At 61.5% G+C, this 26,201-nt stretch carries 21 protein-coding genes and 3 tRNA genes; 20 read left to right on the top strand and 4 right to left on the bottom strand.

The annotated features are described in order from the left end of the window. Positions 1-74: 74 nt before the first annotated feature. Entirely contained in the window at positions 75-461 is a 387-nt protein-coding gene (sufA, locus tag L0F51_RS02660) for a Fe-S cluster assembly scaffold SufA (protein ID WP_234627831.1), read from the top strand. A gap of 120 nt (positions 462-581) precedes the next feature. Here the strand turns inward: sufA and L0F51_RS02665 are convergent, their stop codons facing one another. Beyond that, a complete protein-coding gene (locus L0F51_RS02665; protein ID WP_234627832.1) occupies positions 582-2,099 on the bottom strand; it encodes a DEAD/DEAH box helicase in 1,518 nt (505 codons plus the stop codon). Positions 2,100-2,653: 554 nt separating this feature from the next. Here L0F51_RS02665 and L0F51_RS02670 point away from each other — a divergent pair. After that, positions 2,654-3,382: an outer membrane protein gene (locus L0F51_RS02670; protein WP_234627833.1), complete on the top strand. Its 729-nt coding sequence runs from the start codon at positions 2,654-2,656 to the stop codon at positions 3,380-3,382. Between the two features lie 238 nt (positions 3,383-3,620). Here the strand turns inward: L0F51_RS02670 and parE are convergent, their stop codons facing one another. The 3 genes from parE to L0F51_RS02685 all read right to left on the bottom strand — a co-directional run bounded on the left by parE (position 3,621) and on the right by L0F51_RS02685 (position 7,999). Continuing rightward, positions 3,621-5,660, bottom strand: a complete 2,040-nt coding sequence (gene parE / locus L0F51_RS02675; RefSeq protein WP_234627834.1) for a DNA topoisomerase IV subunit B — start codon at positions 5,658-5,660, stop codon at positions 3,621-3,623. Between the two features lie 521 nt (positions 5,661-6,181). Beyond that, positions 6,182-7,591, bottom strand: a complete 1,410-nt coding sequence (gene glnA, locus L0F51_RS02680) for a type I glutamate--ammonia ligase (protein WP_234627835.1) — start codon at positions 7,589-7,591, stop codon at positions 6,182-6,184. A 69-nt stretch (positions 7,592-7,660) separates the two neighbouring features. Continuing rightward, positions 7,661-7,999 (bottom strand): P-II family nitrogen regulator, encoded by a 339-nt coding sequence (locus L0F51_RS02685; RefSeq protein ID WP_092812670.1) that lies wholly within the window; start codon positions 7,997-7,999, stop codon positions 7,661-7,663. A gap of 190 nt (positions 8,000-8,189) precedes the next feature. On the opposite strand from L0F51_RS02685, the gene L0F51_RS02690 reads away from it, so the two are divergent. The 18 genes from L0F51_RS02690 (at position 8,190) to L0F51_RS02775 (ending at position 26,195) form a co-directional block, all read left to right on the top strand. Continuing rightward, positions 8,190-9,707 carry an NAD(P)H-hydrate dehydratase gene (locus L0F51_RS02690; protein WP_234627836.1) on the top strand — a complete coding sequence of 506 codons (1,518 nt, stop codon included), beginning with the start codon at positions 8,190-8,192 and terminating at the stop codon, positions 9,705-9,707. Between the two features lie 237 nt (positions 9,708-9,944). After that, positions 9,945-10,029 (top strand) — tRNA-Leu (locus tag L0F51_RS02695). An 89-nt stretch (positions 10,030-10,118) separates the two neighbouring features. Further along, on the top strand, positions 10,119-11,498 hold the full coding sequence (gene tig, locus L0F51_RS02700) for a trigger factor (protein ID WP_234627837.1): 1,380 nt from the start codon (positions 10,119-10,121) through the stop codon (positions 11,496-11,498). A 194-nt stretch (positions 11,499-11,692) separates the two neighbouring features. Then, entirely contained in the window at positions 11,693-12,325 is a 633-nt protein-coding gene (locus tag L0F51_RS02705; RefSeq protein ID WP_092812661.1) for an ATP-dependent Clp protease proteolytic subunit, read from the top strand. Positions 12,326-12,473: 148 nt separating this feature from the next. After that, on the top strand, positions 12,474-13,754 hold the full coding sequence (gene clpX, locus L0F51_RS02710; RefSeq protein ID WP_092812658.1) for an ATP-dependent Clp protease ATP-binding subunit ClpX: 1,281 nt from the start codon (positions 12,474-12,476) through the stop codon (positions 13,752-13,754). Positions 13,755-13,950: 196 nt separating this feature from the next. Further along, positions 13,951-16,380 carry an endopeptidase La gene (gene lon / locus L0F51_RS02715; protein WP_234627838.1) on the top strand — a complete coding sequence of 810 codons (2,430 nt, stop codon included), beginning with the start codon at positions 13,951-13,953 and terminating at the stop codon, positions 16,378-16,380. 168 nt (positions 16,381-16,548) lie between these two features. After that, positions 16,549-16,824 carry an HU family DNA-binding protein gene (locus L0F51_RS02720; protein WP_092812652.1) on the top strand — a complete coding sequence of 92 codons (276 nt, stop codon included), beginning with the start codon at positions 16,549-16,551 and terminating at the stop codon, positions 16,822-16,824. 119 nt (positions 16,825-16,943) lie between these two features. Continuing rightward, positions 16,944-17,019, top strand: a tRNA-Val gene (locus L0F51_RS02725). 149 nt (positions 17,020-17,168) lie between these two features. After that, positions 17,169-17,245, top strand: a tRNA-Asp gene (locus tag L0F51_RS02730). A 727-nt stretch (positions 17,246-17,972) separates the two neighbouring features. Continuing rightward, on the top strand, positions 17,973-19,409 hold the full coding sequence (locus L0F51_RS02735; protein ID WP_234627839.1) for a VWA domain-containing protein: 1,437 nt from the start codon (positions 17,973-17,975) through the stop codon (positions 19,407-19,409). Between the two features lie 290 nt (positions 19,410-19,699). Continuing rightward, positions 19,700-20,338: a type II CAAX prenyl endopeptidase Rce1 family protein gene (locus L0F51_RS02740; RefSeq protein ID WP_234627840.1), complete on the top strand. Its 639-nt coding sequence runs from the start codon at positions 19,700-19,702 to the stop codon at positions 20,336-20,338. 143 nt (positions 20,339-20,481) lie between these two features. After that, the gene (locus L0F51_RS02745) at positions 20,482-20,847 is read left to right on the top strand and encodes an NADH-quinone oxidoreductase subunit A (protein ID WP_092812819.1); all 366 of its coding nucleotides are present in this window, start codon (positions 20,482-20,484) and stop codon (positions 20,845-20,847) included. After that, positions 20,838-21,413, top strand: a complete 576-nt coding sequence (locus tag L0F51_RS02750; protein WP_370642296.1) for an NADH-quinone oxidoreductase subunit B family protein — start codon at positions 20,838-20,840, stop codon at positions 21,411-21,413. Before L0F51_RS02745 ends, L0F51_RS02750 begins: the two co-directional genes overlap by 10 nt. 8 nt (positions 21,414-21,421) lie before the next feature. After that, the gene (locus tag L0F51_RS02755) at positions 21,422-22,027 is read left to right on the top strand and encodes an NADH-quinone oxidoreductase subunit C (RefSeq protein WP_234629315.1); all 606 of its coding nucleotides are present in this window, start codon (positions 21,422-21,424) and stop codon (positions 22,025-22,027) included. 261 nt (positions 22,028-22,288) lie between these two features. Then, a complete protein-coding gene (locus L0F51_RS02760; RefSeq protein ID WP_234627841.1) occupies positions 22,289-23,482 on the top strand; it encodes an NADH-quinone oxidoreductase subunit D in 1,194 nt (397 codons plus the stop codon). After that, entirely contained in the window at positions 23,482-24,483 is a 1,002-nt protein-coding gene (nuoE, locus tag L0F51_RS02765) for an NADH-quinone oxidoreductase subunit NuoE (protein WP_234627842.1), read from the top strand. Before L0F51_RS02760 ends, nuoE begins: the two co-directional genes overlap by 1 nt. A 72-nt stretch (positions 24,484-24,555) precedes the next feature. Continuing rightward, a complete protein-coding gene (nuoF, locus tag L0F51_RS02770; RefSeq protein ID WP_128293936.1) occupies positions 24,556-25,863 on the top strand; it encodes an NADH-quinone oxidoreductase subunit NuoF in 1,308 nt (435 codons plus the stop codon). 38 nt (positions 25,864-25,901) lie between these two features. Next, a complete protein-coding gene (locus L0F51_RS02775) occupies positions 25,902-26,195 on the top strand; it encodes a hypothetical protein (RefSeq protein ID WP_234627843.1) in 294 nt (97 codons plus the stop codon). The last annotated feature ends 6 nt before the right edge of the window (positions 26,196-26,201 follow it).

The following is a 26,201-nucleotide window of genomic DNA, read 5'->3' on the forward strand; positions in this document are numbered from 1 at the left end:
AGTCTCGCGCGCCGGCTTATCCGCGATGCACTGCGGGACTGGAAACGACGAACCTCAGTGACTAGGTTGGACCTATGGCTTTTCCCGGATTTCAAGTTTTGAGCCTCACGGACGCCGCCACTGCGCGTGTGCGTGAGATTGTTGCAAACGCTGAAGCGCCGGCCGCGGGCATACGGGTCGGCATCAAGAAGGGCGGATGCGCCGGTATGGAATATACCGTCGATCTCGCGCGCGAGGCCGATCCCTCCGATGACAAGGTCGATCTTGGAGAGGGGGTTTCGGTTTTCGTCGATCCCTCCGCCACCTTGTTTTTGCTCGGCACCGAAATGGACTTCGAGGTGACGAAGCTGCGGACGGGCTTCGTGTTTCGCAATCCCAATCAGACCTCGGCCTGCGGTTGCGGCGAATCGGTGGAATTGCAGGCTGCCGATCCCGGCAGCTTCCAGTCGGCTCGTGTGTGAGCGCCGTTTCTGATCTCAAATAAAAAACGCCGGCCCGCGGGCCGGCGTTTTTTTATTGGGAATGAGACGGAGAGGCGAGCGATCGATGCGGCCGCCTTGCGGGCCCGTCCAAGTGCTCGTTCAGCTGTTGCCGACGCGAACCGGCTGCAGAAGGAAGGCCGGCACGTGATCCCCGAAGCCGACGGCTTCCTCTTCGCGTTGCCTGTGCTGCTTGCCTTTCGACCGTCCGCTCTGCTGCGGCTTGTCGTTGCGCTGCGGCCGCGAATCCGGACGAGAACTCGCCTTGCTTTGTTCGGGTTTCCCGTGCTCGGCCTTGCCATGGTCCGGTTTGGTTTGGCCGGATCTGGCTTCGGTCGCTGCAGGACCCGCGCTTGCAGCAACGTCGTCCGCATCTGTCTTGGTCGCAGGCTTTGCGCTGCGCGAACGCTCTCGGCTGCCGCTCTTTCCGCGCCGCGAACTTGAGCGCCGCGGACGTTCATCTTCCTCGTCGGCCTCCGGTTCGGCGGCTTCAAAGTCGGGGAGAGGCGGGATTTCGCGATGAATGAGCTTTTCGATCGCAGAGACGTATTTTTTCTCTTCAGCCGTCATCAGCGTGAAGGAGCGGCCCTTGCGCCCAGCCCGACCCGTCCGGCCGATGCGGTGCACATAATCTTCCGCATGTGTCGGAACGTCGAAATTGAAGATGTGGCTGACGGCCGGGATATCGAGGCCGCGAGCCGCGACGTCCGAGGCGACGAGAAGGCTGATACGATTTTCGCGGAACGATTCCAGCGTCGCAAGCCGCGCATGCTGGTCCATATCACCGTGCAGTGCGCCGGCTGAATAGCCGTGCCGCCTGAGCGAGCGCTCGAGCGTCGCAACATCGCGCTTGCGATTGCAGAAGATGATCGCGTTGGTGAGATCCTTCTCGCGATCGATCAAGGCTCGCAACGCGACGCGCTTCTCATGTGGTTTGCGACCGGTGACCACGGTGTGCTGGCTGACGTTTTCCGCCGTGCTGGACGGTCGGGAAACCTCCACCCGCTCCGGATTGGTCATGAACTTCGCCGCAAGCGTGGCGATTTCCTTCGGCATCGTCGCCGAGAAGAGAAGCGTCTGCGGTTTGCGAGTCGCCGTGATCAGGCTGACGATCCGCTCGATGTCGGGGATAAAGCCCATGTCGAGCATGCGGTCCGCCTCGTCGATGACGAGGACTTCGACACCTGTCAGAAGCAGCCGACCGCGCTCGAAATGATCGAGCAGGCGCCCCGGTGTCGCGATCAGAACGTCGGCACCCCGCGTCAGCTTCTTGTCCTGCTCATCGAAGGAGATGCCGCCGATGAGAAGCGCCACGGTGAGTTTGTGGTTGGCGCCGTAGCCAGAGAAATTGTCTTCCACCTGTGCCGCGAGCTCGCGCGTCGGCTCGAGGATGAGCGTCCGCGGCATACGTGCGCGTGCACGGCCGCGCTCCAGCAGCGTCAGCATAGGAAGAGTGAAGGATGCCGTCTTGCCCGTGCCTGTCTGGGCGAGGCCGAGGACGTCGCGCCCTGCCAGCACATGCGGGATCGCCGCCGCCTGAATGGGCGTCGGTTCGGTGTAGCCTACCGCGTGAACGGCCTGCAAAACCTTGTCGCTTAAACCGAGATTATCAAAGCTCATGGGAAATTTCGCGCCCGGCGGAAAACTTCTCAACGTCGGGCTTGTTTACACGAGGCGCACCATAGGTGCCATGCGACATGTGTCAAGCAAACGGTTGAGCTGGCGTGCTTTCGTCCTCCACGCATTTTCGTTGAGGGCCTCTTGGGGCCGCCGCCCGAGAGCCAAATGCGATGACATCGCCCCGAATTAGGTGTCGAATTTGCCTCTCTTTTGAGAGGCCTGTCGAGGCTTTTGTCTTAATACGTCTTCGCGTGAGAACTTTGTCATAACAAAAATCGCAAGAGAGTATCGAATAAACATTGTAGGACCATCGTTATGCTAAAAATACACTTCGCCAAAATTCCGGTCGGTTTCTGCCACAATGTGGCGGGAAAAGGGTGCATTAACTTATCGTTCACAGTGTGCCGCCGTACATTAACGTTCGTTAACAATAAACAGCTGGTTTGAAACCCTGTCACTGTTGCGTTTCGGCGACAGACAGCTCCGTCGCGCTTTGCTAAATGAACTCTTGGCAAAGGGGAGCCTTATCCAGTTTTCCCGCAATGGAGTAACACATGAAAAAGATCCTTCTCGCGAGCGCCGCGGTTGCCCTGATGGGCGGTTCCGCCCTCGCAGCGGATTTGCCGACCTATGAGCCGGCTCCCGTCGCAACGCCGGTTGCCACGCCGACCTACAACTGGTCGGGCGGCTATGTCGGTCTTCAGACTGGCTGGGCGTGGTCTAACGTCGACACCGACTTCAACTACGGTGGCACGACGGTCGGCGGCTTTGATTTCGACAGCGACGGCTGGACGGCCGGTGTTGCCGCCGGTTGGGACTACCAGTGGAACTGGGCCGTCCTGGGCGTGCGCGGCGACATCAACTGGCTTGACGTCGACGGCGACGGCAGCCGTGACACGGTTGTCAACGGCATGGACGCCAACTGGCTCGCCAGCGTGACGGCCCGCGCCGGTGTCGGCATGGACCGCTTCCATCCGTATGTCCTCGGTGGTGTTGCCTACGTCGATTACGACCACAGCAACTCCTACACCGACGGCACTGTTGTCTATGGCGACAGCGACGACGATGGCGACTTCGGCTGGACGCTCGGCGCCGGCATCGAGGTTGCGGTCACCGACAACATCTCCGTCTCGGGCGAGTATCGCCACTACTGGTTCGACGACAAGTCGATCGGTTATGCGGACGGCTCGAGCGTGAAGTTCGACACCGACATGGACACCTTCATGGTTGGTGTGAACTGGCGCTTTGGCGGCCCGAGCGGCTCGGTGATGGCCAACTACTAATTCTCGCTTCCGAGCGAGTGGGAAACCGGCGGCTTCGGCCGCCGGTTTTTTTTGTGGCTCACGGTGTGTCGTGAGGAGAGGCGTTGCGGGCGCCTCGTGCAGGGCTGAGACCCGTCCTGTCGCATCGATCGAGACGATTGCCCGGCCGCCGCATCGCCCTGAAATGTAACGGCGACACGCCGGATATCGGGCTTGCTCCGAACCCGTCTGAGGGGCGGTGTGTCGCGCTCGGGCGCGCCTAGATGTCGAGATCTGGCGGTGCGAAAGCCGCGCGCTCTTGGATGAAGGCGAAGCGCGCTTCGGGCTTGTTGCCCATGAGCTGTGTCACGGTTGCGCGAACCGCCTGAGCTTCGTCTTCGACGACACCGACGCGCAAAAGCGTGCGGCGGGCAGGGTCCATCGTCGTCTCTTTGAGCTGCGCCGGCATCATTTCGCCGAGGCCTTTGAAGCGGCTCACCTCGACCTTGCCGCGGCTCGAAAATTCAGTTCGCATCAGTTCGTCGCGATGAGCTTCGTCACGGGCGTAGAGAACCTTGCCGCCTTGCGAAAGCCGGAAGAGAGGCGGGACGGCCAGAAACACGCGTCCCTGCCGGATCGCCTCGGGCATTTCACGATAGAAGAACGTGATGAGGAGGGACGCGATATGCGCGCCGTCCACATCGGCGTCGGTCATGATGATGATCTTGCCGTAACGCAGATCCTGTTCGCGGTAACGCGAGCCGGTACCGCATCCGAGCGCCTGGATCAGGTCCGAGAGCTGCTGATTCTGAGAAAGTTTTTCGCGCCCGGCACTCGCCACGTTGAGGATCTTGCCGCGGAGCGGGAGGATTGCCTGCGTGCGCCGGTTGCGGGCCTGTTTGGCGGAGCCTCCGGCCGAATCGCCCTCCACGATGAAGAGCTCGGTGTCGTCGCGGTCGCTCGCCGAGCAATCGGCAAGCTTGCCCGGCAGCCGCAGTTTGCGGGTCGCGGTCTTGCGAGAAATTTCCTTTTCGCGGCGTCGGCGCAGGCGCTCTTCGGCGCGGTCCACCACCCAGTCGAGAAGGTTTGCCGATTGGTTCGGTGATGCGGCGAGCCAATGATCGAACGCATCGCGAATGGCGGCGTCGACGATGCGGGACGCTTCGCCGGTCGCCAGCCGATCCTTGGTCTGGCCAACGAATTCCGGTTCGCGGATGAACACCGAGAGCATGCCGCCCATCGACGTCATGATATCGTCGGAGGTGATCTGGGCCGCGCGCTTGTTGCCGATGAGCTCGCCATAGCCCTTCAGGCTGCGCAGGAGCGCGGTGCGCAATCCGGCTTCGTGCGTGCCGCCTTCGGGCGTCGGCACCGTGTTGCAGTAGGAACTCAGAAAGCCGTCGCCGGCAAACCAGGCCAGGGCCCATTCGACGGCCCCATGCCCGCCCGGGCGTTCCGTGCGGCCGGAGAAAATGTCGCCGACGCGGGTCTCTCCGGCGAGCGTGGCGTCGAGATAATCGCGCAGCCCATCCGGAAAATGGAAGACGGCCTTCTCCGGCACTTCGCTCTTCGGATCGATAAGGGACGAAGGGCAGTTCCAGCGGATTTCGACCCCGCCGAAGAGATAGGCCTTCGATCGCGCCATCTCGTGCAGGCGCTTGGGATCAAACGTGATCTCGGAGCCGAAAATTTCAGGGTCCGGGCGGAAACGGATGCGCGTGCCGCGGCGATTCGGGGCGTCGCCGGCTTCTTCCAGCGGGCCGAGCGGCTTGCCGCGCGAAAAAATCTGTCGGTAGAGCTTGCGATTGAGCGCAACTTCCACCTCGAGTTTTTCCGACAGGGCATTGACGACGGAGACGCCGACCCCGTGCAATCCGCCGGAGGTTTCATAGACCTTCGAATTGAACTTTCCGCCGGCATGCAGCGTCGTCATGATGACTTCGAGCGCTGACCTGTCGGGGAATTTCGGATGCCTGTCGACGGGAATGCCGCGGCCATTATCGGTGACGGTCAGGAAGCCTTCGGTGTCGAGCTCGACCTCGATCCAACTGGCGTGGCCGCCCACGGCCTCGTCCATCGAATTGTCGATCACCTCGGCAAAGAGATGGTGAAAAGCCTTCTCGTCGGTGCCGCCAATATACATGCCCGGCCGGCGCCGGACCGGCTCCAAGCCCTCCAGGACCTCGATGTCGGAGGCAGAGTAGCCCGACGCCGGAGCGCTCGCCTCGCGCGCCTTGCGGCGGCGAGGGGTCCGTTCTGTGGGCGTTTTTGTGCCGGAGGGCTTGCTGCCGCTCGAAAAAAGATCCTCGGCTCGGTCCATGCTTCTGCCTTGATGCGAATCGGATGGCGATGTTGCCATGGTCTCGGCCTGACGGCGACGTGACCCTGCTCCATGCGCAGCCGCAGAGAAGCGACCGCAGAGCGTGCCGCTATCGATGCGCCTTCAAGCGCTTGGTTTCAAGGGCAGCGCGCAGCTCGGCCTGCAACCGGTGGAGAACCGGAGGTGGACGACCGACAGGGCAAAGGAAGCCTTTTCGGATGCGCGCGATGAACCTAGCCGGCCATCCACCTGGACCGCCTAAAGATAGAGCAGATTCGTTAACGGTGCTGTGCCGTTTGCGACACATCTGCCTAGAAACTCGGCCTGCGCCAATTTAGCCGACCATGCCTCATGTCCCGCCGGCAGTCGGGACGAGATCGCAGGGGCTTGCCAAAACCGAGGATGTCACTCTGGCTCTGCCGTTTCGTCGGGAGGTGGCCCACTTCGCGCGCGCAACAAAAAGGGGAGGCGGTGACCGCCTCCCCAAAGTGCTTTCGATGATGGCTCTGAGCCCGAAGGGGTCAGACCGAGTAGTACATCTCGAACTCGATCGGATGCGGGGTCTGCTCGTAGCGGATGTTCTGCTCGCGCAGGAGGTCGAGATAGGCCTCGATCTGATCCTCGTCGAAGACGCCACCGGCCGTCAGGAAGTCGTGATCGGCTTCCAGCGACGAGATCGCTTCACGCAGCGAGCCGCAAACGGTCGGGATGTCCTTCAGCTCCTCCGGCGGCAGATCGTAGAGGTCCTTGTCCATCGGGTCGCCCGGATGGATCCGGTTCTTGATGCCGTCGAGGCCGGCCATCAGCATGGCGGAGAAGGCGAGATACGGGTTCGCCGCCGGATCCGGGAAGCGGATCTCCATGCGCTTCGCCTTCGGCGAATTGGTGTACGGGATACGGCAGGAGGCCGAGCGGTTGCGCGCCGAATAGGCGAGCAGCACCGGAGCCTCGTAGCCCGGGACCAGACGCTTGTAGGAGTTGGTGGTCGGGTTCGTGAAGGCGTTCAGCGCCTTGGCGTGCTTCAGGATGCCGCCGATGTAGAAGAGGCATTCTTCCGAAAGATCGGCGTACTGGTTGCCGGCGAAGACCGGGTTGCCGTCCTTCCAGATCGACTGGTGGCAGTGCATGCCAGTGCCGTTGTCGCCAAAGACCGGCTTCGGCATGAAGGTCGCCGTCTTGCCGTAGGCCGCGGCCGTCTGATGGATGCAGTATTTGTAGATCTGCAGCTTGTCGGCGACGCGCACGAGCGTGTCGAACTTCATGCCGAGCTCATGCTGAGCGGAACCGACCTCGTGATGGTGCTTTTCGACGTCGACGCCCATCTCGGCCATGTACATCAGCATGTCGGAGCGCAGGTCCTGGGCCGAATCGATCGGCGGCACCGGGAAATAACCGCCCTTGGTGCGCACGCGGTGGCCCATATTGCCGCCTTCGTATTCCGTCCACTGATTGGTGGGCAGCTCGATGGAATCAAGCAGGAAGCCGGTGTTGTAAGGCGTGCAGGAGAAGCGCACGTCGTCGAAGATGAAGAATTCCGCTTCCGGACCGAAAAAGGCGGTGTCGCCGACGCCGGTCGACTGCAGATAGGCGAGGGCCTTCTTGGCCGTGGTGCGCGGATCGCGGTTGTAGGGCTCGCCCGTGGACGGCTCCAGGATGTCGCAGAAGATGGCGAGCGTCGGCTGCGCGAAGAACGGGTCGATGACGGCGGTGTCGGGATCCGGCATCAGCGTCATGTCGGACTCGTTGATGGCCTTCCAGCCGGCGATCGAAGAACCGTCGAACATGATGCCGTCGGCGAACATATCCTCGTCGACGATGGATACGTCCATGGTCACGTGCTGCATCTTACCGCGCGGGTCGGTGAAGCGCAGGTCGACATATTTCACATCGTTGTCTTTGATCGATTTCAAGACATCGGAAGCATTGCTCATGAGTGTCACCTTCTAAATGGAATGGGGAAAGGGTGCGGCCATCGGAGAAGTGCCGGCCGCGACCGATCTCTAGATTGCCTCTGCGCCGGTTTCGCCCGTGCGGATGCGAATGGCTTCTTCGACGCTGGAGATGAAGATTTTTCCGTCGCCAATGCGACCGGTCTGCGCTGCGTTTCGGATGGCATCGACGGCCCGCTCGACAAGCTCGTCCGGCAGAACCACTTCGACCTTCACCTTGGGCAGGAAATCGACGACATATTCTGCACCGCGATAGAGCTCGGTATGGCCCTTCTGACGCCCGAAGCCTTTGGCCTCGGTCACTGTGATGCCCTGCAGTCCGACTTCCTGCAACGCCTCCTTCACTTCATCGAGTTTGAACGGTTTTATGATCGCTTCGATCTTCTTCATATCAAGGGAAACTCCAGAGCCCGTGAGCGTCGTCGTCGCTCCGACCGCCCCTCAGCAGGAAGCGTGCCAGCCCGCTCTTGGCCGCGCGCGCATGGAAGACGAGGCGCCTGCCGCTGCCAAGGCTAATTTTGCGGCGACGGATGACCGCTTTTTCCCCATTGGTGTGGCATAATAATGAGGCAACTGCACAATGCGTGATCATTTCTCTGCCCGGGATGCTCTCCTCCTCCTCACTCCGGAGGAAATGGGGCGCGCCGACCGAGCTGCGATGGGCGCCGGAATTTCCGGCCCTTTGCTCATGGAGAACGCCGGCGCGGCGGTCGCAGAACATGCACAGGCCATGTGCCCGCACCGCGGGCATGTCCTCGTTCTGGCCGGGCCCGGCAACAACGGAGGCGACGGCTTCGTCGCCGCACGTTGTCTCGCGGAGCGCGGTTATCGTGTCCGGCTTGCGCTCCTCGGTTCCCGCGAAAAACTGTCAGGTGATGCGGCGAGCGCCGCTTCGCGCTGGCCGGGCGAGATCGAGCCGCTGTCGGCCGGGATCGATCTGTCCACCGACCTCATCGTCGATGCGCTTTTCGGGGCGGGTCTCGGGCGGCCACTCGGCGGGGAGGTGGCCGCTCTCGTCGAGGCGGTCAATGCGAGCGAACGACCGGTTCTGGCCGTCGACCTCCCAAGCGGCATCGATGGTCGTACCGGAGGCGTTCGCGGAGCGGCCTTCAAGGCGGCAAGAACCGTGACCTTCTTCCGCGAGAAGCCCGGACACCTCCTGTTGCCCGGGCGTCTCCATTGCGGGGAGATCCATGTGGCCGACATCGGCATCCCGGGCGCGGTGCTGCCGGGTCTTTCGCTCCGCCTGTGGCGCAATCATCCAGGCCTGTGGCGCACCGTTCTGCCGCTCCCGGGGGTGGAGGGACACAAATACGCCCGCGGCCATGCCGTCGTCGTCTCAGGGCCTGCCCATGCGACGGGAGCCGCGCGCCTGGCGGCGCGGGCCGCTCTGCGGGCGGGGGCGGGTCTCGTCAGTATGGCGGCGGAGGAAGATGCCATTCCGGCGCTTGCGGCCCACCTCATTGCAATCATGATCAAGAAGGCGGACGGCTCTGGAGGTCTGGCCGAGCTTCTTGCGGATACGCGCCTCAACGCCGTGGTGATCGGGCCTGGCGCCGGGGTGGGGAAGGCGACATGCGAACGTGTGATCGCCTGCCTGAAGAGCGAGGCGGCCGTCGTCCTCGACGCCGATGCCGTGACGAGCTTCAAGGAGCATCCCGGCGGGCTTTTCGATGCGATCGCAGGCCGCTCGGCTCCGGTCTTGATGACGCCGCATGCGGGCGAGTTTTCGCGGCTTTTTCCTGATCTCGCGGAGAAGGACGACAAGGTCGAGAAGACACGCGAGGCCGCCGAGCGAGCCGGAGCGATCGTCATTCTCAAGGGCGCGGACACGGTCGTGGCCGCCCCTGACGGTCGGGCTGCGATTTCCGCGCAGGATGCTCCATGGCTCGCGACGGCCGGGACGGGCGACGTTCTCGCTGGCATGATCGCGGGGCTTGCCGCCCAAAGAATGCCGGCCTTCGAAGCCGCATGCGCTGCGGTTTGGATGCATGCCGATGCGGCACACCGTTTTGGGCCGGGCCTGATTTCGGAAGATTTATCGGAGATGCTGCCCGCGGTGTGGTCGCAGCTCGCATCTGAATGCTGCGCTGATTAACCACAGGCGAACCGGGGGATTTCGTTAAACTCCGGTTTACGCTAAGAGAGGACGTGTGGGCAGGTGACGTGATGTGTCGTCGGTTGCCACGGCAAGCTTCAAGACTCACTGCACAATGATTGGACCTCGGCCCTCTTCGGAGGGCTTTTCTTTTGGCGGTTGCGCGCCACCTTGTGCGCGGACAAAGACATGATATAGAGCCCCAACCTTGGCAGGGCGCGCCAGCTCTTGAAGGTGGCGGGCGTGGTGGAACTGGTAGACACGCTTGGTTTAGGTCCAAGTGCCTAACAGCTTGGGGGTTCGAGTCCCTCCGCCCGCACCACGTCACCCGACGCTTGACGGCGCGAACCGCTTACATCTCAACTTCAGGCAATCAAGCGGCGAGTTTCGCCTGTGCATCAGGAAGCGACAATGGATATCAACGAGACCCTCTCCGACGGCCTCAAGCGCGAATTGAAGGTTACCGTTCCGGCCGGCGAATTGAACGATCGGCTGGCTGCGCGCCTGGATCAGCTGCGGGGACAGGTCCGCCTCAAGGGCTTCCGCCCTGGCAAAGTCCCGACCGAGCATCTGCGCCGGCTCTATGGCAAGGCCGCGATGGCGGAAATCGTCGAGAACATCGTTGCCGAGACGACGCGTACGGCCATCAACGAACGCGGTGAGAAGGCTGCCATGCAGCCGGAAATCGCCATGACCGATGACGAGGCGGAAGCCAACGAGATCTTGGCGGCCAATGCCGATCTGACCTTCACGGTGAACTACGAGGTTCTGCCCGAATTCGAGATCGCCGAGATCAAAGGCATCAAGATCGAGCGCCCGATCGCCGAAGTGCCGGATGAAGAGGTCGATGAGCGCCTGAACGCCATCGGCGAAGGAAGCCGCACCTACGAGGCGGTGAAGCGCAAGGCCAAGGACGGCGACCGCATCACGATCGGCTTCGTCGGCAAGATCGATGGCGAAGTCTTCGATGGCGGCAGCGACGACAACACCCAGATCGTCATCGGCTCCGGCCAGTTCATCCCGGGCTTCGAAGAGAAGCTGAAGGGCGTGAAGGAAGGCGACGAGAAGACGATCGAGGTCACCTTCCCGGAGGACTATCCCTCTGAGAAGCTTGCCGGAAAGCCGGCGACGTTCGATGTCACGGTCAAGGAAGTGGCCGCTCCGCAGGAGCTGAAGCTGGACGATGAGTTCGCGCAGAAGCTCGGTGTCGAATCGCTCGACAAGCTGAAGGAAGCCGTCCGCGCCCAGCTCGAAAGCGAATACGGTTCTGCTACCCGCCAGCGTGTGAAGCGTCAGCTCCTCGACGCGCTCGACGAGAAGCACGAATTCCCGCTTCCGGAAAAGCTGGTCGAGCAGGAGTTCGAGAACATCTGGCGGCAGGTGATGCACGATGTGGAGCATCACGGCCGTTCCTTCGAGGATGAAGGCACGACGGAAGAAGAGGCGCGGGCGGAGTACCGCACCATTGCCGAACGCCGTGTGCGTCTCGGTCTCGTCCTGTCGAAGATCGGCGAAGAGGCGAAGGTCGAGGTCGGCGAGGAAGAGCTGCAGCGCGCTCTCTACGAGCAGGTTCGCCGCTTCCCCGGTCAGGAACAGCAGGTGATCGAGCACTACCGCAACAATCCGGAAGCGGTGCAGGCGCTTCGCGCTCCGATTTTTGAGGAGAAGGTCGTCGACTACATGCTCGAGCTCGCTGACGTCACCGACAAGACGGTGTCACGTGAGGAGCTGCTTGCCGATGACGACGAAGATGATCACGAGCATCACCATCATCACGACCACGATCACTGATAGGTGACCAAATGGGCGTGTGGCGCAGTCGACGCTGCGTCACCGCACCACGCAGGCCGCGCATCGCGCGGCCTTTTTTCCGCCAAGTCGGGCGTCATGTTTTACGGGGCTTTGGCAGATTGCTAAGAACCCCCTAAATTAGGACGAATCGTATCCCCGTGCCCGCGTCGCCGCGGGCAGAGCAAAGGCCTCCCATGAAAGATCCCGTTGAAACCTACATGAACCTCGTCCCCATGGTCGTGGAGCAGACCAACCGGGGTGAGCGCGCCTACGATATCTTCTCGCGCCTTCTGAAGGAGCGCATCATTTTCGTGACGGGCATGATCGAGGATCACATGGCGACCCTCGTCTGTGCCCAGCTCCTTTTCCTCGAGGCGGAGAACCCTAAAAAGGAGATCAGCCTCTACATCAATTCGCCGGGCGGTGTCGTGACCTCCGGCTTTGCGATGTACGACACGATGCAGTTCATCAAGCCGGCTGTGTCGACCTTGTGCATCGGGCAGGCTGCCTCGATGGGCTCGCTGCTTCTGTGCGCCGGTGAAAAGGATATGCGCTTTGCCGTTCCCAATGCCCGCATCATGGTGCATCAGCCCTCGGGCGGCTTCCAGGGGCAGGCCTCGGATATCGAGCGCCACGCCGAGGATATTATCAAAATGAAGCGCCGGCTGAACGAAATCTACGTCAAGCACACAGGTCAGAACTATGAGACGGTTGAGCGGACGCTCGATCGTGACTATTTCATGACGGCTGAGCAGGCGCAGGAGTTCGGATTGATCGATCGCGTGATCACGAGCCGGGCGATGACGGAGACCGAGGGGCAAGGTTGACGTTGCAAGCGTCACGCAGGCTAGAAGCTGTTAAGTTTATCTTGAAACCGTACAGCCAAAGATGTTCGATGAAAGGGGCGTGCTGCTTCGCGGCAGCGCCTCGTGCCAGGCGCCGGAATGGCGGGCTGGCCCACCGGAGAGGTGACCGATGAGCAAAATCAGCGGTAACAGCGGGGACAGTAAGAACACGCTCTACTGCTCCTTCTGTGGCAAGAGCCAACACGAGGTGCGGAAGCTCATCGCGGGACCGACCGTGTTTATCTGCGACGAGTGTGTCGAGCTGTGCATGGACATCATCCGGGAGGAGAACAAATCCTCGCTGGTGAAGTCCGGCGACGGCGTGCCTTCGCCGCAAGAGATTTACAACGTCCTCAACGACTACGTGATCGGCCAGACGGGTGCCAAGAAGGTGCTCTCTGTCGCTGTCCACAACCATTACAAGCGCCTCAACCATGCGGCGCGCAACAATGATGTCGAGTTGGCGAAGTCCAACATCCTGCTGATCGGCCCGACGGGTTGCGGCAAGACGCTGCTTGCGCAGACCTTGGCCCGCATTCTCGATGTGCCGTTCACCATGGCGGATGCGACGACGCTGACTGAGGCCGGTTACGTCGGTGAGGATGTCGAGAACATCATCCTGAAGCTGCTTCAGGCCGCCGATTACAATGTGGAGCGTGCCCAGCGCGGCATCGTCTATATCGACGAGGTCGACAAGATTTCCCGCAAGTCCGACAACCCTTCGATCACCCGCGACGTGTCGGGCGAGGGCGTCCAGCAGGCCTTGCTGAAAATCATGGAAGGGACGGTCGCTTCCGTGCCGCCGCAGGGCGGACGCAAGCACCCGCAGCAGGAATTCCTCCAGGTCGACACGACGAACATCCTGTTCGTGTGTGGCGGCGCGTTCGCCGGTCTCGATCGCATCATTTCCGACCGTGGCCGCAAGACCTCGATCGGCTTCTCCGCCACCGTCGCTTCGCCGGACGATCGCAAGATCGGCGAGCTTCTGAGCCAGGTGGAGCCGGAGGATCTTCTGAAATTCGGTCTCATTCCGGAATTCGTCGGGCGTATGCCGGTCGTGGCGACGCTTGAGGACCTCGACGAGCCGGCTCTCGTCTCCATCCTGACGGAGCCGAAGAACGCGCTGGTGAAGCAGTATCAGCGGCTCTTCGAGATGGAGAATGTCGAGCTGACATTCCATGAGGACGCGCTTGCGGCGATTGCCCGTAAGGCGATCGAGCGCAAGACGGGCGCTCGCGGCCTGCGTTCCATCATGGAAGCGATCCTTCTGGAGACGATGTTCGATCTTCCAGGCCTCGACGGGGTGGAGGAGGTCGTCATCTCCGGCGACGTGGTCAACGGCAGCGCACGTCCGCTCTACATTTACTCGGAACGTCATTCCGAGACGCAGAACGCCGGTCGCTCGGCCTAGGAAAGCGGTGAGGGGCCTCAGGTTGACAACCGGGCCTCTCCTATCCACCTAACCGGGTAACGCAACAAGCTCGCTTCGAATGGTCGCGCCAGGTGTGTGGCTTGTCATTTTGTCTGCGCCCAAAAGTGATCCCGTGAGCGAGTACTCTTTACACTGAGATTTCGTCGGATCGACCGGCGAACGCGAAGGAATCCTTATGACAGAACCCACTGGTTTCCTCGGATCTGCTGAAGGGAACGGGGTTTATCCCGTCCTTCCTCTTCGCGACATCGTTGTCTTCCCGCACATGATCGTGCCGCTCTTCGTCGGGCGGGAAAAGTCGATCAATGCCCTGGAAGAGGTGATGCGGGCAGATAAGATGATCCTGCTGGCCACCCAGAAAGACGCCAGCGACGAGGATCCGTCTCCCGAACGTATTTACGAGGTCGGCACGCTCGCCTCGGTTCTGCAGCTTTTGAAATTGCCAGACGGTACCGTGAAGGTGCTGGTCGAGGGGCGCAGCCGTGCGTCCATCAAGCGCTTCAGTGATCGCAAGGACATCTTCGAGGCCGAGGCCGAAGAGATTCCGGAGACGCTGGGCGACGAGGTGGAAGTCGAGGCACTGTCGCGCTCCGTGGTCGCGGAGTTCGAGAACTACGTGAAGCTCAACAAGAAGGTGAGCCCGGAAGTTCTGACCGCCGTCGCCAACATCGAGGATTATGCCAAGCTCGCCGATACGGTGGCGTCGCATCTCGCCATTCGCATTCCGGAGAAGCAGGAAATCCTGGCTCTCACTTCTGCGACCGACCGCCTCGAAAAGGTGCTCGGCCTGATGGAGAGCGAGATCTCCGTCCTGCAGGTGGAGAAGCGCATCCGCTCGCGCGTCAAGCGCCAGATGGAGAAGACGCAGCGCGAGTACTACCTCAACGAGCAGATGAAGGCGATCCAGAAGGAGCTCGGCGATTCGGAAGACGGACGCGACGAGCTGCGCGAGCTGGAAGACCGCATCGGCAAGACAAAACTCTCCAAGGAGGCCCGCGAAAAGGCCGAGGCGGAGATGAAGAAGCTGCGCCAGATGAGCCCGATGTCCGCCGAGGCGACCGTCGTGCGCAATTATCTGGATTGGCTGCTCAGCATTCCGTGGGGCAAGCGCACCAGGGTCAAGAACGATCTCGGTCATGCCGAGGCCGTGCTCGAGACCGATCATTACGGTCTTGAGAAGGTCAAGGAGCGGATCGTCGAGTACCTTGCCGTGCAGAGCCGCGCCAACAAGCTGAAGGGGCCGATTCTGTGCCTCGTCGGACCTCCCGGCGTCGGCAAGACGTCGCTCGGCAAGTCGATCGCAAAAGCGACCGGCCGCAATTTCGTGCGGATGTCGCTGGGCGGCGTTCGTGACGAAGCGGAAATCCGCGGCCACAGGCGCACCTATATCGGCTCGATGCCCGGCAAGGTGATCCAGTCGATGCGCAAGGCGAAGAAGTCCAACCCGCTCTTCCTGCTCGACGAGATCGACAAGATGGGCATGGATTTCCGTGGCGATCCGTCGTCGGCGCTGCTCGAGGTGCTCGATCCTGAGCAGAACGCAACCTTCATGGACCACTATCTGGAGGTCGAGTACGACCTGTCGGACGTGATGTTCGTGACGACCGCGAATACGCTCAACATCCCGCCGGCCTTGATGGACCGGATGGAGATCATTCGCATCGCCGGTTACACCGAGGATGAGAAGGTCGAGATCGCCCGGCGCCATCTCTTGCCGAAGTCGGAAAAGGATCACGGCCTCAGGAAGGGCGAGTTCTCGATCGACGATGAGGCTCTGCGGACGGTGATTCGTCGCTATACGCGGGAAGCTGGCGTCAGAAATCTCGAGCGCGAGCTCGCCACACTCGCCCGCAAGGCGGTGAAGAAGCTCCTGACGAGCGACGAAAAGAAGGTCGCGATCACCTCAGACAATCTCGCCGATTATCTGGGTGTGGCTCGGTACCGATTCGGTGAAGCCGAAAGGGAGGACATGACCGGTGTCGTCACCGGCCTTGCCTGGACCGAAGTCGGTGGCGATCTCCTCACGATCGAGGGTGTCATGATGCCCGGCAAGGGCAAGATGACCGTCACCGGCAACCTTCGCGATGTGATGAAGGAATCGATTTCCGCAGCGGCGTCTTATGTGCGCTCGCGGGCCGTCGATTTCGGCATCGAGCCGCCATTGTTCGATCGGCGCGATATCCACGTGCATGTGCCCGAGGGTGCGACGCCGAAGGATGGACCGTCGGCCGGTATCGCGATGGTGACGGCGATCGTTTCGGTGATGACGGGCATTCCGGTCCGTCGCGATGTGGCTATGACCGGCGAGATCACCTTGCGCGGCCGTGTTCTGCCGATCGGCGGGCTGAAGGAAAAGCTCCTGGCGGCTCTGCGTGGCGGCATCAAGACCGTGCTCATCCCGGAAGACAATGCCAAGGATTTGGCGGAGATTCCGGACAACGTGAAGAGCGGCCTTGAGATCATTCCGGTTGCCCGCATGGACGATGTCCTGCGGCACGCATTGGTCCGGGAGCCGGAGCCGATCGTGTGGAGCGAAGTGGAAAGCGAACCAAAACGCTCTGACGTCGCCGATGATGACAACGCAGCAACGATGATTGCGCACTGAGTGCGCTTGAACTTCAGGCGGCCCGGAACCTTCCGGGCCGTTTTGTCGTTCAAAGTTGCGGAAATGCCCAGTTTTCTTGAAGATTTTGCAGATTTTCCGGGCTCTGGCGCTTGCCCCAGGCGTTAATGTGACGCAGAGAATCGCCATCTCGACAAAGGGAGAATGAGAATGAACAAGGGTGAATTGGCCGCTGCGGTGGCAGAGAAGACGGATCTGTCCAAGGCTCAGGCGACGGACGCTGTGGAAGCCGTTTTCGGCTGCATCACGGATGCCCTTAAGAAGGGCGAAGAGGTGCGCGTGCTTGGTTTCGGCAACTTCGCCATCTCGGAACGCGCCGCCAGCACGGGCCGCAATCCGCAGACCGGCGAAAAGATCGAAATCAAGGCTTCCAAGCAGGCCAAGTTCAAGCCGGGCAAGGGTTTGAAGGACGCCGTCAATAGCTGACGGCTTCGCTGTTTTGTTGAAAGGCCGACTTCTTCGGCCTTTTCGATTCCGTCTTCGCGGAATCCATTCTCTTCCAACAGACTTGTCATGAGCGACCGCCCTTTATACAGGGGGGCGGCGGGCGGTTAGCTCAGTTGGTAGAGCATCTCGTTTACACCGAGAGGGTCGGCAGTTCGAGCCTGTCACCGCCCACCACAATTCCGGAGTCAGCTTGCAACCAACGGCTTGCTGGCGCCGGCTTCAGAAAGCTTCACCAATCGTTCGGTGTTCGCTTGACACAGACGGCGCAGTCACCTATCTCGCCGTCTCGCTGAGGGCCAAACCACTGGCCCGACGCCACCCGCGGGGGTGTAGCTCAGTTGGTTAGAGTGCCGGCCTGTCACGCCGGAGGTCGCGGGTTCGAGCCCCGTCACTCCCGCCATTTTTTCTCAGACCCAACCAACGTCTGAGAGGTCCGCCGGAGAGAGAACACCTCTCTCCCCGAGGGCGGAATTCTCCAAACCTCATCTTTTCCACTGATCGGCCCATAGCGTTCGGATTGATGTCCAGGCGCCATCTCTGATGCCGTCGATTCGCGCGTGCCCGGCGGCCAGGGCGCACGGCACGTCGCCGATTCGGTTCGGTGGCTGGCGACGAGAATCGAATCGCGAAAACTGGATTGCGAATTGCGAGACTGGATTGTTGTGCCTGTTCCGCCCGGTCCTGCACCCCGCCGACCTGCTTTACGCCTTCACCGAGCCCTGCAGGCCGCCAGGAGCGCGCAGGGCGCCGATCTCAATCTCGCGCGGGAAAAGTCATGGTACTGCCCCGCGAGCGCGTCTGTGACGCTCTGTGGGCTCCTCAGCTCGCGTCCCCAATCGAGCGGTACCATCGCAATCGGACCTTGCTCGCGCTGGGCTGCCGTCCTGGCGCGATCGTGATGAGGTTCTGGCCGGAGGCGAATTGCCGGCGGCGCCGCCCCGCGACATGCGTGGCGAATGGCGGGACTGGAGGGGGCTTGTAGGTCCCGGCACCTCGGAATGGCGTCCTACGAAGCCCGATCTTATCGACGCTTGCAGGAAGGTTCCGGAAATTAGAACGTGCCTAGACAAAGCCGATAAAAAATTATTAAAAATAAGAATTATATATTGCGTCTGAGGGAAACAAGCATGGCGACCAGCATTCAGCAGGATATTACCTTTGTGATCGATACCACCGGAAGCATGTGGGACGAAATCGACACCGTAAAAGAAAGCGTCACGTCTGTGATCGACGCGATTTTTGGCTCTGGTACAACTGATGCGCGCGTTGCATTGGTCGCTTACAACGACCCGGATACTGAGGTTGTTCTGAATTTCACCAACGATACGAGCATTTCTGCGAGGGAGACGGCGGCACGTGAGGCGATTGAGAGCCTCTACGCATCCGGCGGGGGCGACCTTCCGGAGCTCGTCAACGCAGGTCTTCTCCATGCGCTCGACGGCGATATTGGCGCCTGGCGCCCGGAAGCTGAAGCGCGGCGCATCATTCTGTTCGGCGACGCGCCTCCCAAAGACACCGATCTTCATGACGAAGTGGTGTCACTCGCCAACGGTCAGGATGTGCAGATCTACGGCGTCATCATCGGCGTTTCCGGCTCTGGCATCGACAGTGGCACCAAAGAGGCCTTCCAGGACCTGGCATCCGCGACCGGAGGGGGCGTGATTGAAGCGGAAACCACCGAGGACGTCGTTGATTCGCTTCTCTCGGTGATCCTGACCGGGACCGAACCTATCACCGGCACTTCTGGGGATGATGCGCTGAACGGCGGTATCGGCTTTGATACTCTGATCGGCGGAGGCGGAGCCGACACGATCTCCGGGGCTGGCGGAAGCGATCAGATTTTCGGTGGACCAGGCGACGACGTGGAGTTCGGCGGGGCCGGTAATGATGTGATGTTCGGAGGCGGAGAAGCAGACAAGATTTGGAGCGGCGACGGGTCCGACCAGGCGTATGGGGCCGCCGGCAACGATGTCATCGGCGGTGGCAAGGGCGACGACATCCTGGGCGGCGGAACTGGCGCGGATTCCCTGTACGGCGGCGATGGCGACGACACGGTCTACGGCGGCTCAGACGCCTCTCGCGATGTGATCTACGGCGGGAGTGGCTCAGATGTGGCCTATATCGGAGCGGGTCACGACGTTCTGGTCGGCGGCGCGGACGACGACATTCTCGGCGCAGGCTCAGGCAATGACGAGGTTGCGGGCGGGGCCGGTGCGGATACGATCTACGGCGCTGCGGGCGATGATACGATTTTTGGTGGTGAGGACGACGACGTCATCTACGGTGGCTCGGGCAATGACGAGATCTACCTGGGATCCGATTCGTACTCGTATGACGTCTATGCCGCCGGACCCAACAATGGTGATGACACCGTCTATGGGTTCGAGGACGGGCGTGACCACATCGATCTCTCCGAGACCTCGATCGGCAGTTCGGCTGAGCTCGATGCAGCTCTTTCGACCGACGCCTCCGGCAATGTCGTCATCGCCTTCGCCGAGGGCGGCAGCATCACGATCGACGGCATCAGTGCTGGAGAGTTCAGCAGCTCGGACGTTTATTTCTGACTTCGCCGGCCTGGCCGCCTGCGGCTGACACAGCCTTTCCCGCCCGCAGATCTTATGCGGGTGGGGAAGGGGGCCTGAGGCCGTTCCTGGGGTCTCCCCGTCATCTCCCGTTTTTGCTCCTCTCATAAGGCGCGCATCTTGCGACGCGCGAACCTTGCTGGAAGCCGCCAACGTCCCGTCCACAATGACCATGGGCGCCGGCAGGTCGCGCCATAAATTCCGGGTTGCGAGAGGGATGTCTGGAAGAGGTCGGGTGAGGGGTGGAGCCGAGGCGAGCATGTTCGGCGCAATTGCGGTTCCGCCTGGCGGGTGAGGCGGCGCTCATCTATCTCGGCGCGCCGCTCGCCATCCATTGGATGGTGATCAACTGGCACATGCCGGTCTTCGCGTTGCTGACAGCGACGCTGCCTGCGATTCTTCTGATTTTCGCGGCGGATCGCTCGTTCCGTTGGCAGGATGCGTTCCGGCTGCATTGGCAGACCGGCGTCCTTCGCCGGATCCTGATTCTGTTCGTCGGAGCAGCCGCCTTTTTGACGGCTGCCACCGCCTGGCTTTTGCCGGACGGACTTTTCGGGTTGCCGCGGATCCACCCGCAGCTCTGGCTTCTGATCCTCGCCCTCTATCCTCTCCTGTCGGCGCTGCCGCAGGAGCTCATCTATCGGGTGTGGTTCTTCCATCGCTATCGTGGCCTCTTCGGGCGCCACGAGACGGTCGCCGTCGCGGCGAATGCTGCGCTCTTTGCCTTCGCCCACATCATTTTCGGCAGCGCGGTTTCCGTTGCCGGGACCTTCCTGTTGGGGCTTCTCCTGGCCTGGCGCTATGCGCAAGTGCGCTCTTTCTGGCCAGTTTGGTTGGAACATGCCCTCTATGGTGACCTCGTCTTCACCATCGGCCTCGGCCGGTACTTTTATCTGAGTGCTGGTGGATGAGACAGGGTTGCGCAGGACGATGCTCCGGTCTAACTCACACAGCGGTGCGATTGGAAAATCCCCTCCGCCGCACCCGGATGAACCATTGACGCTCTGACTTGCGCCAATACATACCGTCTACCGGGGATGGCCCGGTCGTTATGATGAACGAGCTTCTTCTCAGCTATCTGCCCATCGTCATTTTCATTGCGCTTGCGCTGGTTATCGGCCTGGCGCTGCTGGTTTCTCCATTTATCGTTGCCCACAGTGCGCCGGATCCGGAGAAGCTGTCGGCATACGAATGCGGCTTCAACGCCTTCGATGACGCCCGTATGAAATTCGATGTGCGGTTCTACCTGGTCGCCATCTTGTTCATCATCTTCGATCTCGAAGTGGCCTTTCTCTTCCCCTGGGCTGTGGCGTTCCACACCGTCGGTTGGTTCGGCTTCTGGTCGATGATGGTGTTTCTCGCCGTGCTTACGATTGGCTTCGTCTACGAATGGAAAAAGGGAGCTCTGGAATGGGATTGACCGACGCTCGCCCACGCATCGACGACCCGCATCCTCTTGGGCGCGAAGGCTCGTCGACGCTGCCGCGCCAGGGGGATCCCTTCTTCAGCGAGATCAACAATGAGCTCGCCGACAAGGGTTGGCTCGTCACCTCGACCGACGAGCTGATCAACTGGTCGCGCACGGGCTCATTGATGTGGATGACCTTCGGGCTCGCCTGTTGCGCCATCGAGATGATGCAGACGTCCGGCCCGCGCTATGACGTGGAGCGTTTCGGTTTTGCGCCGCGCGCCTCGCCGCGCCAGTCGGACGTGATGATCGTGGCAGGCACGCTGACCAACAAAATGGCCCCGGCGCTCAGGAAGGTTTACGACCAGATGCCTGAGCCGCGCTACGTCATCTCCATGGGCTCATGCGCCAATGGCGGCGGCTACTACCACTATTCCTATTCCGTGGTGCGGGGCTGCGACCGCGTCGTTCCGGTCGACATCTACGTGCCTGGTTGTCCGCCGACGGCGGAAGCGCTTCTGTACGGCGTGCTGCTTCTGCAGAAGAAGATTCGCCGCACTGGCACGATTGAGCGGTGACCGAGACCATGGCCGACACTGAAAGCCTGACGGATATCGCCTCTCACATTGCCGGACATCTCGGCGACCGCGTAGAAGATTCCGTCATCGCCTATGGCGAATTGACGATCACCGTCGACCCTGTCGACATCGTTCAGACCTTGCGCTTCCTGCGCGACGACGCGCGGCTGCAGTTCGTCTGTTTCATCGACGTCTGTGGCGTCGATTATCCTGCGCGCCGGCGCCGCTTCGACGTCGTCTATCATCTCTTGAGCCCACGCCAGAATGCGCGCATCCGCGTAAAAGTGCAGGCGGACGAGAATACGGCTGTACCGTCGGTCACCGAGGTGTTCCCGGGAGCGGATTGGTTTGAGCGCGAGGCTTACGACCTTTACGGCATTCTCTTCTCAGGCCATCCGGACCTTCGCCGCATCCTGACGGATTACGGCTTCCGGGGGCATCCGTTGCGCAAGGATTTTCCTCTGACGGGTTTCGTCGAGGTTCGCTACGACAACGAGCAGGCGCGCGTCGTCTACGAGCCGGTGAAGCTCCAACAGGAATTCCGGAGTTTCGATTTTCTATCCCCGTGGGAAGGGCCGGACTACGTTCTGCCCGGGGACGAGAAGGCGAGTTGAGCGAGGTGTCCCGCGCAGCAGCAGAGCGTGTCGCTGCCGGCGGTACGAGTTTTGCCCGCTGCTACAAGCGCATCCGAGCCGCCTCCAGCGCCGTGTCGACAACGGCAGAGCGGCGCGAAAGTGAAGCGCGCGCGCTTGGCGATCCTCTCGTCTCGAATCGCACCGGTGACAGCGTGCGGCCGAACGCCGGCGGCTCCATAAAGCCCGCGCCATTGCGCTGCCGGGTCATTCATCATCTCTCTTCAGGACCGACGTATCCTCATGCCCTCTGAAGCTGATCTCCGTAATTTCAACATCAACTTTGGACCGCAACATCCTGCTGCGCACGGTGTTTTGCGTCTTGTGCTGGAATTGGACGGCGAGGTCGTCAAGCGCGTCGATCCGCATATCGGCTTGCTGCATCGCGGCACCGAGAAGCTGATCGAATACAAGACCTATCTGCAGGCGGTGCCTTATTTCGATCGCCTCGATTACGTCGCGCCGATGAACCAGGAGCATGCGTTCGCGCTGGCTACGGAGCGCCTCCTGGGGCTGGAGGTTCCGAAGCGCGGTCAGATCATTCGTGTGCTCTATTCGGAGATCGGGCGCATTCTCTCCCATCTCTTGCACGTCGTGACGCATGCCCTTGACGTCGGGGCCCTGACGCCGCCGCTCTGGGGCTTTGAGGCGCGGGAAGTGCTGATGGGCTTCTATGAGCGGGCCTCGGGTGCGCGCATGCATGCGGCCTACTTCCGTCCGGGGGGCGTGCACCAGGATCTGCCGCCGCAGCTCATCGCCGATATCTACAATTACTGCGACCCGCTGTTGAAGGTTTGTGACGACCTTGAGGGGCTTCTCACCGAAAACCGCATTTTCAAGCAGCGCTGTGTCGACATCGGCGTCGTGACGCTCGACGAGGCCTGGCGGCGCGGCTTCTCGGGTGTCGTGCTGAGGAGCGCCGGTGTCGCGTGGGATCTGCGGAAATCTCAGCCTTACGACGGCTACGAGGAATATGATTTCGATATTCCCGTCGGTAAGAACGGCGACGTCTACGACCGGTACATCATCCACATGGACGAGATGCGTCAGGCCGTTCGCATCATGAAGCAATGTTGCGAGAAGCTGAATTCGCCCGAAGGTGCCGGCCCGGTGTCGGCCCAGGACGGCAAGGTGGTGCCGCCGAAGCGCGGACAGATGAAGCGTTCGATGGAAGCGCTCATCCATCACTTCAAGCTCTATACCGAGGGCTACCATGTACCGGCTGGCGAGGTTTACGCGCCGGTCGAGGCTCCAAAGGGTGAGTTCGGGGTCTACCTCGTCTCCGACGGCTCCAACAAACCTTACCGCTGCAAAATTCGAGCGCCGGGCTTCGTACATCTGGCCGGCCTCGATTCGATTTCGCGAGGCCATATGCTTGCCGATATGTCGTCCGTGCTCGGCTCCATCGATGTCGTTTTTGGAGAGGTGGATCGCTGATGGCCGTTCGTCGTCTCGCTGAACAGCAGCCCGATTCCTTTGCGTTCACGCCCGAGAATACGTCTTGGGCGGAGAAGGAGATCGCCAAATATCCCGAAGGTCGGCAGGCTTCGGCCGTCATTTCGCTCCTCTGGCGCGCCCAGGAGCAGGAGGGGTGGGTGACGAAGCCGGCGATCGAGACGATCGCCCATATGCTTGCCATGCCGGAAATCCGCGTGTTGGAGGTCGCGACCTTCTACACGATGTTCCATCTCGCTCCCGTCGGCACCAAGGCGCATGTGCAGGTCTGCGGAACGACGCCGTGCATGTTGCGCGGCTCGGACGAGCTGAAGAAGGTGTGCCAGCGGCGGATCGCCGAGCATCCGCACGAAGTGTCCGCTGACGGCGCGTTTTCGTGGGAGGAGGTGGAATGCCTCGGTGCCTGCGTGAATGCACCGATGGTGCAGATCTTCTCCGATACCTACGAGGATCTGACGCCGGAGAGTTTTGAGGCGATTCTGGATGATTTCGCTGCCGGTCGAACACCACGTCCAGGCACCCAGGTCGATCGCCAGCATTCGGCGCCGCAATCTGGCCTGACGAGCCTCACGGAAATCGATGGCGGTTCGGAGCAGGTTTTGCGCGAGCCGCCGCGCGGTGCTCCGGCTGACGGCAAGGCCCGCGAGCGGGTCGAGGGTCGCAACGGCGCCTCCGTCGCTGCCGGGAAGCCGAACCCCGCCAACGAGGATCTTGCAGGAGGCGTTCCGGAAGAGCCGCAGCAGGCGGTCGGCCGTAACGAAGCCGCCGCCACGCCCAGCGGCAAGCAGGAACTTGCCGGTCGGCCGACGGGCTCTGGCCGTCCCGACGAAGAGGCAGCACGTTCCGAGCCCACGGATACGGGGTCGGAAAATCTTGGCGCGGAGCCCCATAAAGAGACCACCCAAGAGCAGGCCGAAAAAGGCGCAGGCCGGGAGCCAAACAAGGCTTCCCGTGGCGCCTCAGGCGGGACGGACAAAAGTTGATGCGACCGAATGCGCCTTGCCCGATAGCCTCCGGGCTTCCTTGCTGCTGTGTCGGGATGAAGAGGAAATCCGATGCTCGCCGATAAAGACCGCATCTTCACGAACCTCTACGGCCTTTATGACCCTGGTCTGAAGGCAGCCCAGAAGCGCGGCCAATGGGACGGGACGAAAGACCTGATCACCAAAGGCCGTGACTGGATCATCGACGAGATGAAGAAGTCGGGTCTGCGCGGCCGTGGCGGTGCCGGCTTCCCGACGGGTCTCAAATGGTCGTTCATGCCGAAGGAGTCGGATGGACGTCCGCATTATCTCGTCGTCAATGCCGACGAATCGGAGCCCGGCACCTGCAAGGATCGTGAGATTATGCGTCACGATCCCCACACGCTGATCGAGGGATGTCTGATCGCCTCGTTCGCGATGAGCGCCCACACCTGTTACGTCTACGTGCGCGGCGAATATATCCGCGAGCGCGAGGCTCTGCAGCGCGCCATCGACGAGGCCTATGACGCGGGCCTCATCGGCAAGGACAATTCCTGCGGCTGGGATTTCGACATTTTCATCGCCCATGGCGCCGGCGCCTATATCTGCGGCGAAGAGACGGCGCTTCTGGAGAGCCTGGAAGGCAAGAAGGGTCAGCCGCGCCTGAAGCCGCCATTTCCGGCGAATGTGGGCCTCTATGGCTGCCCGACGACCGTCAACAACGTCGAATCGATCGCGGTCGCGCCGACGATTCTGCGGCGCGGCGGTGCGTGGTTTGCCGGCATCGGCAAAGAAAACAACACCGGTACAAAACTCTTCTGCGTGTCTGGCCACGTCAATCAGCCGTGCACTGTGGAAGAGGCGATGTCGGTGCCGTTCCGCGAGCTGATCGAACGGCATTGTGGCGGCATTCGTGGCGGCTGGGACAATCTTCTCGCGGTCATCCCGGGTGGCTCGTCGGTCCCCTGCGTGCCGGCGGACCAGATCATCGATTGCCCGATGGATTTCGATTCGCTGCGCGCTCTGAAATCGGGCCTCGGCACCGCGGCCGTCATCGTCATGGACAAGTCGACCGACATTGTTCGGGCCATCGCGCGGATCGCCTATTTCTACAAGCACGAGAGCTGCGGCCAGTGCACGCCGTGCCGCGAAGGCACGGGCTGGATGTGGCGCGTGCTCGAACGCATGGCGCGCGGCGAGGCGGAAAAGCGCGAGATCGACATGCTTCTGGAAGTGACCTACCAGGTCGAAGGCCATACCATCTGCGCGCTCGGCGACGCGGCGGCGTGGCCGGTTCAGGGCCTGATTCGGCATTTCCGCCCCGAGATCGAAAAGCGCATCGACCAGTACGCGGCCAATCCCAAGACGGAGAACAGGGTCGTCCTGGAGGCGGCGGAGTAGATTTGTTTGAGGTTGCGGCAACGATGAGAGGGATGCGCATGCAGAAGGACGATCAGCGATTCGGCGGTCTGCCTGCTGTCGCCGCGTGCGCGACCCGCAAAACGCTTGTCGATCTGCAAAATCCCGGGACCGACGGGGTAAAAGAGGCCGACGCTATTGGCGTCTCGCTTGAAATCATTCTAAACGAGCCCGGCATCGTTCATTTCCAAAAGATGGCAGATCGGGACGGGGCGGAGATCGCCTGGAACAACGGACATATTGACCGCAAGCGCTACATGGGGTGCAGCCGCTCGCTGCCGCATGCAGCGCCTTTGATGGCCGCCGGTCGGTGAAACGGC

Origin of the sequence: Afifella sp. H1R (assembly GCF_021462425.1) — a bacterium.
Lineage (GTDB): Bacteria > Pseudomonadota > Alphaproteobacteria > Rhizobiales > Afifellaceae > Afifella > Afifella aestuarii.

What these genes read in the sequence shown, in the direction of transcription:
- sufA (WP_234627831.1), top strand. Translation starts at nt 75, where the DNA reads ATGGCTTTTCCCGGATTTCAAGTTTTGAGCCTCACGGACGCCGCCACT.
- L0F51_RS02665 (WP_234627832.1), bottom strand. Translation starts at nt 2,099, where the DNA reads ATGAGCTTTGATAATCTCGGTTTAAGCGACAAGGTTTTGCAGGCCGTT.
- L0F51_RS02670 (WP_234627833.1), top strand. Translation starts at nt 2,654, where the DNA reads ATGAAAAAGATCCTTCTCGCGAGCGCCGCGGTTGCCCTGATGGGCGGT.
- parE (WP_234627834.1), bottom strand. Translation starts at nt 5,660, where the DNA reads ATGGACCGAGCCGAGGATCTTTTTTCGAGCGGCAGCAAGCCCTCCGGC.
- glnA (WP_234627835.1), bottom strand. Translation starts at nt 7,591, where the DNA reads ATGAGCAATGCTTCCGATGTCTTGAAATCGATCAAAGACAACGATGTG.
- L0F51_RS02685 (WP_092812670.1), bottom strand. Translation starts at nt 7,999, where the DNA reads ATGAAGAAGATCGAAGCGATCATAAAACCGTTCAAACTCGATGAAGTG.
- L0F51_RS02690 (WP_234627836.1), top strand. Translation starts at nt 8,190, where the DNA reads ATGCGTGATCATTTCTCTGCCCGGGATGCTCTCCTCCTCCTCACTCCG.
- tig (WP_234627837.1), top strand. Translation starts at nt 10,119, where the DNA reads ATGGATATCAACGAGACCCTCTCCGACGGCCTCAAGCGCGAATTGAAG.
- L0F51_RS02705 (WP_092812661.1), top strand. Translation starts at nt 11,693, where the DNA reads ATGAAAGATCCCGTTGAAACCTACATGAACCTCGTCCCCATGGTCGTG.
- clpX (WP_092812658.1), top strand. Translation starts at nt 12,474, where the DNA reads ATGAGCAAAATCAGCGGTAACAGCGGGGACAGTAAGAACACGCTCTAC.
- lon (WP_234627838.1), top strand. Translation starts at nt 13,951, where the DNA reads ATGACAGAACCCACTGGTTTCCTCGGATCTGCTGAAGGGAACGGGGTT.
- L0F51_RS02720 (WP_092812652.1), top strand. Translation starts at nt 16,549, where the DNA reads ATGAACAAGGGTGAATTGGCCGCTGCGGTGGCAGAGAAGACGGATCTG.
- L0F51_RS02735 (WP_234627839.1), top strand. Translation starts at nt 17,973, where the DNA reads ATGGCGACCAGCATTCAGCAGGATATTACCTTTGTGATCGATACCACC.
- L0F51_RS02745 (WP_092812819.1), top strand. Translation starts at nt 20,482, where the DNA reads ATGAACGAGCTTCTTCTCAGCTATCTGCCCATCGTCATTTTCATTGCG.
- L0F51_RS02750 (WP_370642296.1), top strand. Translation starts at nt 20,838, where the DNA reads ATGGGATTGACCGACGCTCGCCCACGCATCGACGACCCGCATCCTCTT.
- L0F51_RS02755 (WP_234629315.1), top strand. Translation starts at nt 21,422, where the DNA reads ATGGCCGACACTGAAAGCCTGACGGATATCGCCTCTCACATTGCCGGA.
- L0F51_RS02760 (WP_234627841.1), top strand. Translation starts at nt 22,289, where the DNA reads ATGCCCTCTGAAGCTGATCTCCGTAATTTCAACATCAACTTTGGACCG.
- nuoE (WP_234627842.1), top strand. Translation starts at nt 23,482, where the DNA reads ATGGCCGTTCGTCGTCTCGCTGAACAGCAGCCCGATTCCTTTGCGTTC.
- nuoF (WP_128293936.1), top strand. Translation starts at nt 24,556, where the DNA reads ATGCTCGCCGATAAAGACCGCATCTTCACGAACCTCTACGGCCTTTAT.
- L0F51_RS02775 (WP_234627843.1), top strand. Translation starts at nt 25,902, where the DNA reads ATGCAGAAGGACGATCAGCGATTCGGCGGTCTGCCTGCTGTCGCCGCG.